This is a genomic window from Cedecea sp. Ae19-4, from assembly GCF_059801165.1.
In genome coordinates, this window is sequence record NZ_JBCHWG010000001.1 from 945,608 (window position 1) to 959,204 (window position 13,597).

The 13,597-nt window shown below is 55.5% G+C and carries 14 protein-coding genes; 9 read left to right on the forward strand and 5 right to left on the reverse strand.

Features of this window, described 5'->3' with window-relative positions; all coding sequences use genetic code 11:
- Positions 1-17: 17 nt before the first annotated feature.
- Positions 18-1,082, reverse strand: a complete 1,065-nt coding sequence (locus AAIE02_RS04480; protein WP_498532050.1) for an acyltransferase family protein — start codon at positions 1,080-1,082, stop codon at positions 18-20.
- 234 nt (positions 1,083-1,316) lie between these two features.
- On the opposite strand from AAIE02_RS04480, the gene lolC reads away from it, so the two are divergent.
- From lolC to cobB, 5 genes are all read left to right on the forward strand, one after another.
- Positions 1,317-2,516, forward strand: coding sequence for a lipoprotein-releasing ABC transporter permease subunit LolC (lolC, locus tag AAIE02_RS04485; RefSeq protein WP_008453405.1), 1,200 nt, complete (start codon positions 1,317-1,319; stop codon positions 2,514-2,516).
- Positions 2,509-3,213 (forward strand): lipoprotein-releasing ABC transporter ATP-binding protein LolD, encoded by a 705-nt coding sequence (gene lolD / locus AAIE02_RS04490; RefSeq protein WP_008453403.1) that lies wholly within the window; start codon positions 2,509-2,511, stop codon positions 3,211-3,213. The genes lolC and lolD overlap by 8 nt, the downstream gene beginning before the upstream one ends.
- On the forward strand, positions 3,213-4,457 hold the full coding sequence (gene lolE / locus AAIE02_RS04495; protein WP_498532051.1) for a lipoprotein-releasing ABC transporter permease subunit LolE: 1,245 nt from the start codon (positions 3,213-3,215) through the stop codon (positions 4,455-4,457). Before lolD ends, lolE begins: the two co-directional genes overlap by 1 nt.
- Before the next feature lie 93 nt (positions 4,458-4,550).
- Entirely contained in the window at positions 4,551-5,462 is a 912-nt protein-coding gene (gene nagK, locus AAIE02_RS04500) for an N-acetylglucosamine kinase (RefSeq protein WP_039292009.1), read from the forward strand.
- Positions 5,463-5,465: 3 nt separating this feature from the next.
- The gene (gene cobB, locus AAIE02_RS04505; RefSeq protein WP_008453397.1) at positions 5,466-6,287 is read left to right on the forward strand and encodes a Sir2 family NAD+-dependent deacetylase; all 822 of its coding nucleotides are present in this window, start codon (positions 5,466-5,468) and stop codon (positions 6,285-6,287) included.
- Between the two features lie 117 nt (positions 6,288-6,404).
- Here cobB and potD read toward each other — a convergent pair whose 3' ends face one another.
- Genes potD through potA form a run of 4 tightly spaced genes read right to left on the reverse strand, consistent with a single transcriptional unit; the run spans position 6,405 to position 10,213 of the window.
- On the reverse strand, positions 6,405-7,451 hold the full coding sequence (potD, locus tag AAIE02_RS04510; RefSeq protein ID WP_039301991.1) for a spermidine/putrescine ABC transporter substrate-binding protein PotD: 1,047 nt from the start codon (positions 7,449-7,451) through the stop codon (positions 6,405-6,407).
- Complete coding sequence (gene potC, locus AAIE02_RS04515) at positions 7,448-8,239, reverse strand: spermidine/putrescine ABC transporter permease PotC (RefSeq protein ID WP_045782112.1); 792 nt, start codon at positions 8,237-8,239, stop codon at positions 7,448-7,450. The genes potD and potC overlap by 4 nt, the downstream gene beginning before the upstream one ends.
- Positions 8,236-9,093, reverse strand: a complete 858-nt coding sequence (gene potB / locus AAIE02_RS04520; RefSeq protein ID WP_498532052.1) for a spermidine/putrescine ABC transporter permease PotB — start codon at positions 9,091-9,093, stop codon at positions 8,236-8,238. Before potB ends, potC begins: the two co-directional genes overlap by 4 nt.
- Positions 9,077-10,213: a spermidine/putrescine ABC transporter ATP-binding protein PotA gene (potA, locus tag AAIE02_RS04525; RefSeq protein WP_498532053.1), complete on the reverse strand. Its 1,137-nt coding sequence runs from the start codon at positions 10,211-10,213 to the stop codon at positions 9,077-9,079. Before potA ends, potB begins: the two co-directional genes overlap by 17 nt.
- Positions 10,214-10,497: 284 nt before the next feature.
- Between potA and pepT the strand changes: the two genes are divergently transcribed.
- From pepT to AAIE02_RS04545, 4 genes are all read left to right on the forward strand, one after another.
- Positions 10,498-11,724: a peptidase T gene (gene pepT, locus AAIE02_RS04530; protein WP_498532054.1), complete on the forward strand. Its 1,227-nt coding sequence runs from the start codon at positions 10,498-10,500 to the stop codon at positions 11,722-11,724.
- A 172-nt stretch (positions 11,725-11,896) separates the two neighbouring features.
- Positions 11,897-12,415, forward strand: coding sequence for a type IV secretion protein Rhs (locus AAIE02_RS04535; RefSeq protein ID WP_498532055.1), 519 nt, complete (start codon positions 11,897-11,899; stop codon positions 12,413-12,415).
- Complete coding sequence (locus AAIE02_RS04540) at positions 12,412-12,765, forward strand: putative T6SS immunity periplasmic lipoprotein (protein ID WP_336707949.1); 354 nt, start codon at positions 12,412-12,414, stop codon at positions 12,763-12,765. Before AAIE02_RS04535 ends, AAIE02_RS04540 begins: the two co-directional genes overlap by 4 nt.
- Positions 12,766-12,956: 191 nt before the next feature.
- A complete protein-coding gene (locus AAIE02_RS04545) occupies positions 12,957-13,310 on the forward strand; it encodes a putative T6SS immunity periplasmic lipoprotein (protein ID WP_498532056.1) in 354 nt (117 codons plus the stop codon).
- Positions 13,311-13,597: the final 287 nt, after the last annotated feature.

Genomic DNA, 13,597 nt, shown 5'->3' on the forward strand with positions numbered 1-13,597 from the left:
GCGGGTTGCTGAAGCACTTACCGGCTGGCGGCGATTTGCGCGGGAGGAGAGAAAAACAGATCGCCGAACAGCGCGAACGAAAGCTTGCGGAAACCGAGGCCAACCAGCGTACAAATGCCCAGGCTAACAAACGGGTAGACCAGCAGAATCGCCAGCACCAGCGTGTCAGAAAGCGCACCGCTGTTGATTTTAGCCAGCATCACCAGGCTTATCGCCTCGATCAAAATGCGGTGCGTGGTGTAAATGGCAATCGTATTCGAGCCCACCACGTTCAGGAAGCTGTCTTCACGTGCTTCGCGCCAGCCGTTCAGCAAATAGAACCCGCGCAGGATAGCTACGATAGACACCAGAGAAATCACCAGCGGCACGTTGACAAAATAAAGCGCCAGCGATCCCAGGGCTATGCCTGCGCAGACAAACGGGTGTTGCGAAAAGCGGAAGTCCTTCATCCAGGCCATCAGCAAAGGGCCAAACCAGGCGCCGAGGCCGTAATACACCATATTTCGCACCACGCTGTTCAGCCCCCACCACGGCAGCGGCACAAAGGCGATAACAACGTTAATGCCCATCAGCACAGCCAGCACCGGGATGCGGTAGCGGCGCAGGGCTTTAAACATCACGAAGTAAACCAGCAGGGCGTAGAGATACCACAGGCTGGTGCTGGCCTTTGCCATGCTAAGAGCAAACTGCCCCAGCGAGTCGGCGTAGGCGGCGTTGGACGTCGGGTTACGCTCAAGGTCGGGTGCCAGCCATTGGTTTAGGTGCGTCAGCGCGATCCACTGGATCAAGCCCCACAGCAGTAACACGTAAAAAATGTTCCACAGCCGCTTGTCCACGCTGTCGCGCCATTTCACTTCATGGATGTAGCGGGTGATCAGGTAACCGGAAATGAAGAAGAATACCGGCATTCGGAAGGGCGCGAGGTAGAGATTAAGGTAAACCCAGAGTTTGGCGACATACAGATTCAGGCCGGGCCCGAGAGATGTGAGGTGAGGGTAGAAGGTAATCACCGAATGGTAGATAACCACCAGACAAATGCATAATCCTTTGATTTGGTTGATCCAGAGTTGCTTTTTCTTCATGCGATATCCGCGTCGTGACGGGCTCCAGTTGTCATGGGCCTGCTATCCTGGTGTCAAACCGATGCGATCTCGACCTCAATTGTCTGTTTTTGGCGCTGATTTGGTAAATTTAGGAAAAGGTGCAGGCACTTGAGATGTAACGGGAATAATTTAGTCGACGGAATTCATTTGGCCGGGGAGGTGTCGTATACTTCCCGGATCTTTGCTTAGGCAACCCGCAACAAGACGGATTTCATGTATCAACCTGTCGCGTTATTTATAGGCCTGCGCTACATGCGTGGGCGAGCAGCGGACCGCTTCGGCCGCTTTGTCTCCTGGCTGTCGACGATTGGTATCACCCTCGGGGTGATGGCGCTGGTCACGGTCCTTTCGGTGATGAATGGCTTCGAGCGTGAGCTGCAAAACAACATCCTCGGCCTGATGCCGCAGGCGTTGATCACCTCACCTTCCGGCTCTATTAATCCCCAGCAACTTCCCGCCGATTCCCTGAAACTTCAGGGCGTGACGCGTATTGCGCCGCTGACTACCGGTGACGTGGTGCTGCAAAGCGCCCGCAGCGTGGGCGTGGGCGTAATGCTGGGCGTGCAGCCGGACGAGAAAGATCCGCTTTCCCCGTACCTGGTGAACGTTAAGCAGGCCGATTTGGTGGCCGGGCAGTACAACGTCATCCTCGGCGAGCAGCTTGCCGGTTCACTGGGCGTTAAGCGTGGGGAAACCATCCGCATTATGGTGCCGTCTGCCAGCCAGTTTACGCCGATGGGGCGTTTGCCGAGCCAGCGTCTGTTCACCGTGATTGGTACCTTCGCCGCCAACAGCGAAGTGGACGGCTACCAGATGCTGGTCAACCAGCAGGACGCCTCACGCCTGATGCGCTACCCGGCGGGCAATATCACCGGCTGGCGTCTGTGGCTGGCTGAGCCGCTCAAGGTCGATGTGCTGAGCCAACAAACGCTGCCGCAGGGCACCGAATGGAAAGACTGGCGCGAGCGCAAAGGCGAGCTGTTCCAGGCCGTGCGCATGGAGAAAAACATGATGGGGCTGCTGCTGAGCCTGATCGTGGCCGTCGCCGCCTTTAACATCATTACCTCCCTTGGCCTGCTGGTGATGGAAAAGCAGGGCGAAGTGGCGATTCTGCAAACCCAGGGGCTAACCCGTCGCCAGATCATGACCGTGTTTATGGTGCAGGGCGCGGGCGCGGGCGTGATTGGCGCGCTGCTCGGGGCCTTGCTCGGGGCGCTGCTTGCCAGCCAGTTGAATAATTTAATGCCGATCATCGGCATCCTGCTTGATGGCGCGGCCCTGCCGGTTGCCATCGAACCGGTACAGGTTGTGGTGATTGCCATTGTGGCGATGGCCATTGCTTTGCTGTCCACGCTTTACCCTTCGTGGCGCGCCGCCGCGACCCAACCCGCTGAGGCTTTACGTTATGAGTAATTCTGTCCTGTTGCAGTGTGACAACCTGTGCAAACGCTATCAGGAAGGCAAAGTGCAAACGGATGTGCTGCACGATGTCAGCTTCAGCATCAACGCGGGTGAACTGATGGCGATTGTCGGCAGCTCCGGCTCCGGCAAAAGTACGTTGCTGCACCTGCTGGGCGGCCTGGACACGCCGACTTCCGGCGACGTGGTGTTCAACGGCCAGGCGATGAGCAAACTCTCCTCGGCGGCGAAGGCGGAGCTGCGTAACCGCGAGCTGGGCTTTATCTATCAGTTCCACCACCTGCTGCCGGACTTCACCGCGCTGGAAAACGTGGCGATGCCGCTGCTTATCGGTAAGAAAAAGCCGGAAGAAGTGCAGAAGCGCGCGCTGGAGATGCTGGCCGCCGTGGGGCTGGATCACCGCAGCAGCCACCGCCCGTCGGAGCTGTCCGGCGGCGAACGTCAGCGCGTGGCGATTGCCCGTGCGCTGGTGAACAACCCGCGTCTGGTGCTGGCGGATGAGCCGACCGGTAACCTGGACGCGCGCAACGCCGACAGTATTTTCGAGCTGCTGGGCGAACTGAACGTGCGCCAGGGCACCGCATTCCTGGTCGTCACCCACGATCTGCAGCTGGCGAAACGCATGTCCCGCCAGCTGGAAATGCGCGATGGCCGCTTAACCAGCGATCTGACCTTGATGGGAGCGGAGTAATGGCTTCCCCGCTTTCTCTATTGATTGGCCTGCGTTTCAGCCGCGGGCGACGCCGCAGCGGCATGGTGTCGCTGATCTCAGTGATCTCCACGTTAGGCATCGCGCTGGGCGTGGCGGTACTGATCGTCGGCCTGAGCGCGATGAACGGCTTCGAGCGCGAGCTGAAAAACCGCATTCTTGCCGTGGTGCCCCACGGTGACATTGAGCCGGTGAACCAGCCCTTTACCAACTGGCAGCGGGCGCTGCCCGAGGTGGAAGGCGTCAAAGGCATCGTGGCCGCAGCGCCTTATATTCGCTTTACCGGACTGGTGGAGAGCGGGGCGAATCTGCGCGCCGTTGAGGTGAAGGGCGTTGATCCGGTGCAGGAAACGCTGCTGAGCGCTCTGCCACAATACGTCCAGAACAATGCCTGGGCAAACTTCAAGGCCGGGCAGCAGCAAATCATTATGGGCAAAGGCGTGGCGGACGCGCTGAAGGTGAAGCAGGGCGACTGGGTGTCGATCATGATCCCCAACAACGACGGCGGCACCAAGCTGATGCAGCCCAAGCGAGTCAGGCTGCAAATCGCCGGTATTCTGTCCCTTAGCGGCCAACTGGATCATAGCCTGGCGATGGTGCCACTGCAGGATGCTCAGGGCTACCTGGATATGGGCGATAGCGTCACCGGGATAGCCATCAAGGTGAATGACGTGTTTAACGCCCGGCAGCTGGTGCGTGACGCGGGGCTGGCAACCAATTCTTACGTGCGTATCAGCAGCTGGATTGATACCTACGGCTATATGTACCGCGACATCCAGATGATCCGCGCCATCATGTATCTGGCGATGGTGCTGGTGATAGGCGTGGCCTGCTTTAACATCGTTTCCACGCTGGTGATGGCGGTGAAAGACAAAAGCAGCGACATCGCGGTGCTGCGCACGCTGGGCGCCAAAGACGGCCTGATCCGCGCTATTTTTGTCTGGTACGGGTTGCTGGCCGGGCTGCTGGGCAGCGTCAGCGGCGTGGTGGTGGGCGTGCTGGCTTCGTGGCAGCTGACCAACATTATCGGCGTGATTGAAAAACTCATCGGGCACCATTTCCTGTCCGGTGATATTTATTTCATTGATTTCTTACCTTCTGAGCTGCACTGGCTGGACGTGGTTTACGTTCTGGTGACGGCGCTGGTCCTTAGCCTTCTGGCTAGCTGGTACCCGGCCCGGCGCGCAAGCAATATCGATCCGGCAAGGGTGCTAAGCGGACAATAAATTCAATTAACTATAATTTGCCCTACATCATTCGAGCTGTGGCCCGGCAGAACCCAGGCGCAGCTTGAGGCACAACGGGCATTGGGAGCAGCGATGTATTACGGATTTGATATCGGCGGCACTAAGATTGCACTCGGCGTTTACGACCAGCAGCGGCGTTTACTTTGGGAAGCCCGGGTTGCTACTCCTCATGACAGTTACGAAAATTTCCTCGACGCGGTGGTCGGGCTGGTGGCGCAGGCCGACGAGAAGTTTAACTGCCGCGGCTCGGTCGGCATCGGCATTCCGGGCATGCCGGAAACCGACGACGGCACGCTGTATGCCGCTAACGTTCCGGCTGCCAGCGGCAAACCGCTTCGCGCCGATCTCAGCGCCATGCTTGAGCGCGACGTGCGCATCGACAACGACGCCAACTGCTTCGCGCTTTCCGAAGCCTGGGACGACGAGTTCCTCAACTACCCGGTGGTGATGGGCCTGATCCTCGGCACTGGCGTCGGCGGTGGCATCATCATCAACGGCAAATCTATCACCGGCCGCAGCTACATCACCGGCGAATTCGGCCATACCCGCCTGCCGGTAGACGCGCTGGAAATCCTCGGGCGTGATATTCCGTTTACCCGCTGCGGCTGCGGTAAAAACGGCTGCATTGAAAACTACCTCTCAGGGCGCGGTTTTGCCTGGCTGTGGCAGCACTTCTACCAGGAGCCGCTGGACGCGAAAGAGATCATCTCCCGCTACCGCCAGGGCGACGAGCAGGCCATCGAGCACGTGGACCGCTTCCTGGAGCTGCTGGCCGCCTGCCTCGGCAATTTATTGACCTCAATTGACCCGCATCTGGTGGTGATTGGCGGAGGATTGTCTAACTTTAGCGATATCTACGCCCAACTGCCGGAACGCCTGCCGAAGTACCTGCTGCCGGTGGCCGCAGTGCCGCGTATTGAACAGGCGCGCCACGGTGACGCAGGCGGTATGCGTGGTGCGGCATTCCTCCACTACACGGAGTAAGTCATGCTTTCTCGTCGTCAGCACCGGCTGAGCCGGTTTCGGAAGAACAAACGCCTGCTGCGCCAACGTTTGCGTCAGCGCATCTTTTTCAGAGACAGGACAGGGCCGGAAGCGATGGACAGACCAAGAGTTGTTGTACTGACCGGGGCGGGGATCTCCGCTGAATCAGGTATTCGTACCTTCCGGGCCGCCGACGGGCTGTGGGAAGAGCACCGCGTTGAAGACGTGGCGACGCCGGAAGGCTTCGCCCGTGACCCGGCGCTGGTGCAGCGTTTTTATAACGACCGCCGCCGCCAGCTTCAGCAGCCGGAAATCCAGCCCAACGCCGCACACCTGGCGCTGGCGAAACTGGAAGAGGCGCTGGGCGACCATTTTGTGCTGGTCACCCAGAATATCGACAACCTCCACGAGCGGGCGGGCAGTAAAAACGTCATCCACATGCACGGCGAGCTGCTCAAGGTTCGCTGCGCCAGCAGCGGCCAGGTGCTGGACTGGCAGGACGACATCACCCCGGAAGACCGCTGCCACTGCTGCCAGATTTCCTCGGCACTGCGCCCGCACGTCGTCTGGTTCGGCGAAATGCCGCTTGGCATGGACGAGATTTATCAGGCGATTGCCACCGCAGATTACTTTATTGCTATCGGCACCTCCGGGCACGTTTACCCGGCGGCAGGCTTTGTGCACGAGGCCCGTTTGCAGGGGGCGCACACCGTGGAGCTGAATCTGGAGCCAAGCCAGGTCGGCAGCGAGTTTGAAGAGAAGCATTACGGCCTGGCGAGCCAGGTGGTGCCTGAGTTTGTGGATAAGCTTTTGAAGGGATTGTAGTTCTTCTGAGCCCCTCACCCTAACCCTCTCCCCAAAGGGGAGAGGGAACTGGATCGAGCATAAATCAATTGTTTTCTCCCTCTCCCTTCCAGGGAGAGGGCCGGGGTGAGGGTAAACTTACCGCCCCGCCTTCAACCGCTGATAATAAGACTCATACAGCGCGCTCGCGTCACCCACATCATTCTGCCACTCGCCAGCCTTAATCACCTCTGCATCCGGGTACAGCGACTTATCTTCTGCCACGTTCTTCGGCAGCAGCTTGCGGGCTTCGAGGTTTGGCGTCGGGTAGCCGATGGTTTCCGCCACCTGCTTAGCCACGTCCGGGCGCAGCAGGAAGTTGATCAGCTTCAGCGCGCCGTCGACGTTCTTCGCGTTGGCCGGAATCGACAGGTTATCCATCCAGAAAATCCCGCCTTCCTTCGGCCAGACGATCTCCAGCGGCGTTCCGGCCTGACGAGCCACATAGGCCGAGCCGTTCCACACCATACCGAGGTTCACTTCGCCTTCCATATAGGGGTTGGCCGGGTTGTCGGAGTTAAACGCCGCCACGTTGGGCATCAGCTTTTGCAGCTCGTGGTACGCGGCCTCAATCTCTTTTGGATCGGTGGTGTTGCCGGACAGGCCAAGCTTGCGCAGCGCCATCTGGAACACTTCGCGCGCGTCGTCGGTCAGCAGCAGGCTTTGCTTATACTCCGGCTTCCACAGGTCGGCCCAACTGGTGACGCTTTTCGGATCGATAGCGTCGCTGTTCACGCCAATTGCCGTGGCGCCCCAGATATACGGGATGGAATAGTCGTTATTCGGGTCGAACGGCTTGTTCAGCATATCCGGGTCGAGATTTTTAAAGTTGCTGAGCTGGCTCTTGTCGATCTTCTGGATCATCCCTTCTTTGCGCATCTTCGCCACAAAGTAGGTGGATGGCACCACTAAATCGTACGCGCCGTCTTTGTAGGTCTTGAGCTTGGCGTACATGGTTTCGTTCGACTCGTAGGTCGAATAAATCACCTTGATGCCGGTCTCTTTGGTGAACTGCTCCAGCAGGCCCGGCGGCACGTACTCGGTCCAGTTGTAGAAATAAAGCGTCTTGCTGTCGTCGGCATGTGCGGCGCCGAAGCTGAGCGCCAGAGCGCCCGCAGCAAGCAGGTGGCGTGGCCATTTTTTCATTTTAACGTCCCCTGAGGTTGAGTTTTATCGCGAAGAATCAGCTGGCTGGCGATCACCAGCAGCAGTGAAAGTAACAGCAGAATAGTGGCCAGGGCGTTCACTTCCGGCGAAACGCCGACCTTGACCATCGAGTAAATTTTTAGCGGCAGGATCTCGTAGCTCGGCCCGGTCACGAACGAAGACACCACCACATCGTCCATCGACAGGGTAAAGCTCAGCAGCCAGCCTGCGGCCACGGCGGGCATCGCCAGCGGCAGAATAATCTTGCGCAGAATAGTCAGCTCGCTCGCGCCCAGGTCACGCGCCGCTTCCAGCATCTTCACGTCGAACCCTTTCAGGCGCGAGTAAACGGTGACCACCACAAACGGCAGGCAGAAGGTGATGTGGGAAAACAGCAGCGACCAGAAGCCAAGCGACACTCCCAGCAGCATAAACAGCACCAGCAGCGAGATAGCCATCACGATGTCCGGGGACATCATCACCACAAACAGCATCCCGCTGACGAACGGCTTGCCCCGAAAGCGATAGCGGTATAACGCCACGGCGGTAAGCGAGCCGATAAGCGTGGCGGCGCTGGCGGAAAAAACCGCCATCGTCAGCGAATGCTTTGCGGCCTGCAGCAGGCTGTCGTTATTCATCAGCAGGCTGTACCAGTTGGTGGTGAACCCCTGCCAGTTAATGCCGAAGCGAGAGCTATTGAACGAGTTCACGATCAGGATGATGATCGGGATATACAAAAAAGCGTAAATGGCGGACATAAAGCCGCCACGAAGCAGGCGTCCGATCATTCCAGTTCCACCTTCTTGTTAAGCAGGCGCGCCGCGCGCCAGTACACCAGCAGCATCAGGCCCATTACCAGCGTCAGCGTAATGCTCGTCGCCGCGCCGAACGGCCAGTCGCGAATGTTGAGGAACTGGCTCTTAATCACGTTGCCGATCAGCAGGTTCTTCGCGCCGCCCATCAAATCCGACACGTAGAACAACCCCATCGCCGGCAGCATCACCAGCAGGCAGCCGGCGACAATCCCCGGCATGGTTAGCGGCAGAATAATGCGCACAAAAGTTTGCAGCTTGCTGGCGCCGAGATCCCGCGCCGCCTCAAGCAGCGGCTTGTCCAGCTTCTCAATGCTGGAGTAAAGCGGCATCACCATAAACGGCAGCAGGATATACACCAGGCCGATAATCACCGCGCTCGGGGTGAACATGATGCGGATCGGCGTATCAATAAGCCCCAGCCACAGCAGGAACTCGTTGAGATAGCCCCTGGTGCTGAGGAAAATCTTCAGCCCGTAAATGCGGATCAGCGAGTTGGTCCAGAACGGCACAATCAGCAGGAACAGCAGCAGCGGGCGCACCTTCTCGGGCAGCCGCGCCAGGAACCAGGCGAAAGGGTAGCCGAGCACCAGGCAGGCCAGGGTGGCTATCGCTGCCATGTTCAGCGAGTGCAGCAGCACCTGGGCGTACAGCGGGTCGGCCAGCCGGGTGTAGTTATCCAGCGTAAACACCAGGCTCACGAAGTTGTCGTTATCGCGAGTCAGGAAGCTGGTGACGATGATCATCAGGTTGGGCAGGAAGACAAACAGCAGCAGCCAGCCCACCACGGTGGCAATCACCACATTCTGGAATTTACGCGAGCTCTTCATCTGCCAGCACAACCTCCCAGCTTTCTACCCAGGTCACCGCCATTTTTTGATCCAGCGTATGGTCAAAGTCCGGGTCGTCTTCGTTAAAGAACTCGCTGACCATCACCATCTTGCCGTTTTCCAGCTCGACGGTGGACTCCAGCGTCATGCCCTTGTAGTTACGTTCGCGCACGTAGCCAATCAGTCCGTCCACTTCACGGGCGTCGTTTACCTCTTCCACGCGCAAATCTTCCGGGCGCAGCAGCACCTTCAGGCTTTGCCCGACGGTCACCGGCTGATTCACGAAGATGTGGCATTCGCGGCCTTCCACGTTCGCCCGCACGCGCTGCTCGTCGATGCGTTCGAGCACAGTCGCGTCAAAGATATTGATCTCGCCGATGAAGCTCGCCACAAACAGGTTCTTTGGCTCTTCATAAATTTCTCGCGGCGTGCCGTCCTGCTCAATCTTACCGTCGCGTATCACCACGATGCGGTCGGACATAGTGAGGGCTTCTTCCTGATCGTGCGTGACGAACACAAACGTAATGCCGAGCTTGCGCTGCAGGGCTTTCAGCTCGTTCTGCATCTGCTTGCGCAGCTTGTAGTCCAGCGCCGACAGCGACTCATCAAGCAGCAGCAACCGAGGCTTGTTCACCACTGCGCGGGCAATGGCCACACGCTGCTGCTGGCCGCCGGAAAGCTGGTTCGGCTTGCGCTGGGCGAACTCTTCCAACTGCACCATTTTCAGCGCTTCGGTCACTCGCGGGATGATTTCCGCCGCCGGCGTTTTCTGCATCCGCAGGCCAAAGGCGACGTTTTCAAACACCGTCATGTGCGGAAACAGGGCGTAGCTCTGGAAAACGGTATTCACGTGGCGGTGCTCGGCAGGCACATGGGTGATGTCCTGATTATCGAGCGTGATTTGCCCGGCATCGACGGTTTCTAACCCGGCGATAAGGCGCAGTACGGTGGTTTTGCCGCAGCCGGAAGGGCCGAGCAGCGTCAGGAATTCACCATGATTAATGGTGAGGGAGAAGTCAGAAATTACGGATTTACCATCAAAGCGCTTGGCGACTCCCGCCAGGTTGACCAGCATGGAGTGCGAACGAGGCTGTTTTTTCAATTTTTTACGCTGTCCCATAAATGACGTATCCGGAGCGAAGGATACGGGGTTTGTGATTAACCACCTTGGGTTTTGGCACGTTGAGTAAGGGCTGGCATTCTACGGCAAAGCGGCGGGATCGCCAATCCCGATGGCCAGAAACCGTGGCCGTTATCGTCTACGGTTAAAGTGATGTTTTCATGATTTCACGTCTCGTTCTGCGAAAACTATTTTTTTCCGTAACCGATTAAAAGTGACCTGACGCAATATCTGCCCGATGCGGCTTATTGATAATTGATGTCACTAAAAACGAGGGTGGCTAAATGGATAAATTACTTGAGCGCTTTTTGCAGTATGTCTCTCTGGATACACAATCCAAACCCGGCGTTAGGCAGGTGCCGAGCACCGAAGGGCAATGGAAGCTCCTGCGCCTGCTAAAAGAGCAGCTGGAGCAGTTGGGGCTGGTGGACGTCACGCTCAGCGACCACGGCACGGTGATGGGCACGCTGCCGTCGAACGTCGGGCACGCTGTCCCGGCCATTGGCTTTATCTCCCACGTTGACACCGCGCCGGACTTCATCGGCAAAAACGTGAACCCGCAGATCGTCGAGAACTACCGCGGTGGCGACATTGCGCTCGGCATCGGCGATGAGATCCTTTCCCCGGTGATGTTCCCCGTATTGCACCAACTGATGGGCCAGACGCTGATCACCACCGACGGTAAAACCCTGCTGGGTGCGGACGACAAAGCGGGCGTGGCGGAAATCATGACCGCGCTGGCGGTATTAAAAGGCAAAAACATCCCGCACGGCGACATTCGCGTAGCCTTCACCCCGGACGAGGAAGTCGGGAAGGGCGCGCACTTCTTCGACGTCGACGCCTTTAACGCCGAATGGGCCTACACCGTGGACGGTGGCGGCGTGGGCGAGCTGGAAAGCGAGAACTTCAACGCCGCGTCCGTGACCATCAAAATCGTCGGCAACAACGTGCACCCCGGCACCGCCAAAGGCGTGATGGTGAACGCCCTGTCGCTGGCGGCGCGCATCCACGCTGAAGTCCCGGCGGACGAAAGCCCGGAATGCACCGAAGGCTACGAAGGCTTCTACCACCTGAACACCATGAAAGGCTCCGTCGACCGCGCAGAGATGCACTACATCATCCGCGACTTCGACCGCGAGCAGTTCGAAGCCCGCAAGCGCCGGATGATGGAGATCGCCAAGAAAGTCGGCAAAGGCCTGCACCCGGACTGCTATATCGAGCTGGTCATAGAAGACAGCTATTACAACATGCGCGAGAAGGTGGCCGAGCATCCCTACATTGTCGAAGTGGCCCAGCAGGCGATGCGCGACTGCGACATCGAGCCCATCATGAAGCCGATTCGCGGCGGCACCGACGGCGCCCAGCTTTCCTTCAAAGGCCTGCCGTGCCCGAACCTGTTCACCGGCGGCTATAACTACCACGGCAAACACGAGTTCGTGACCCTGGAAGGGATGGAGAAAGCGGTGGCGGTGATTGTGCGAATTGCTGAGCTGGTGGGGAAGAAGGGGTGATTGGCGCTTTGCTTTGATTGAGTGAAAGGGAAGGAGGCGAGAGCCTCTTTTCTTTTATCACTATTTTCATATCTACAGGAGGAATGAGTTCTCAACCAATATTCTCTATGTGAATGTTAAAGGCATTTCAGAAACCAGGACGATACATTGCATATAAATAAAGGATGATTTTATGTTGAAAAGAGGCGGTTTAAGACTGCTAACAACCGGCGAGATTGCACTCGCACAAAGTATTTTCAGATCTTCAATACGTTATCATCAAGTCTGGATTCATCACGGGAGCTATCTTCCTTTCAATATTCAGGAAAGTAATACGGCCATGACGCCTAACGGCGAAATATGGTTTGAAACTAAAGTCTATCGGGATGATTATTCCGTTGCTGCTATCGATTCACAGCATCTTTTTTTACATGAAATGATGCATGTGTGGCAGCATCAGCGAGGCATGATGGTCAGAACCAGGGGCCTGTTTTCCTGGGCGGTTGATTATTACTACGATCTTAATGGCAAAAAGTTATCCGACTATGGCATGGAGCAACAGGCCGGGATAGTCAGTGATTATTGGCTGTTATTGAACTATGGTTTCTCTAACTTTATCCGAAACATCCGATATAAAGATTACGATCGCCGAGAAAACATCAGAAATCTTATCCTGAAATACAAACGCGTGCTTGGGAGTTTTCCATTATGAAATATATTGTAATTTTATTGGCGCTGATGCTTTCTGGCTGTGTTGGCGACCGACTTGATTTCAGACACGCCGGGAGTATTTTTAAAAAAAATAATGACTACATCTGTGTTAACTCCAAAAGAGGCGATGTTATTACCTATTACATTTTAAGTTCATCTGCCGATACCTATAGAGAACCTTTGTTTTTTGCCGATAATATCGCTAAACAGTACCCGGATCATTGCTTTAATCTGACGCTTAAGAAAGGTGTTACCTATAACCTGCTCTATGAAATGAATGATGTTAAGTATAGAGTTAATTTTGCGTTAGATGATGATGGGAGAATAAAGCAGGGTGTGAATAACCTGTAATGAGCGAGGAATGTGATGCATCGCATATTGGGATGTGTGGTGTGTCACATTTTTTGAGGAAGGATATAACTAACTGTGTGTTTTACGTGTTACGGAATTTCTCTTACGGGTATAAAGATAGAATTAATGATTATTCAATAAGGCCTAAAATATAAAGGCAGAACATCTTTTAAAAAAGGAATCTATTTATCATGAAGAAAAGACTTCTGATTCTGATAGGGCTAATTTCGGGCTGCGTCGGAGACCGGCTGGAGTTTAGAAACGCGGGCACTGTTTATCAAAAGAACAGAGACGTAATTTGCATTAAGTCGAAAGAAGGTGATGTTATTACCTACTATCTTTTAACCTCCTCAGAAGATACCTATCGGCAGCCTTTGTTTTTTGAAAACTATGTTCAGAAAAAATACCCGGATCATTGCTTTAACCTGACGCTTAAGAATGATGTGACCTATAACCTGCTCTATAAAATGAACGATGTTAAGTATCGGGTTAACTTTGCGTTGGATGGTGTTGGGGGGATAAAGCAGGGGGTGAATAATATTTAAACAAGATCCTAGTGATATAGACTAACCTACCAAAGATGAGAGGGGCGTAGGAGATGTTTTTGTATTAGTATTGAGCTAGTTTTATGTTTCTTCATTGTTGTTCTGTTTTTTTCAGGTGGATCTCTATTAATGTCACAAAACCCATTAAAATCATTGTGTTAGTTTTTTGTTTTTCAAAAAGTGTGTGCAATCGATTTTATAACTATTGTCGTTCAAAAACAGTCTTATTTGTGATAAAGTATTAAGATCTAAAGTTTTCTAAAAATAAACTTAATTAGATGTTTTTT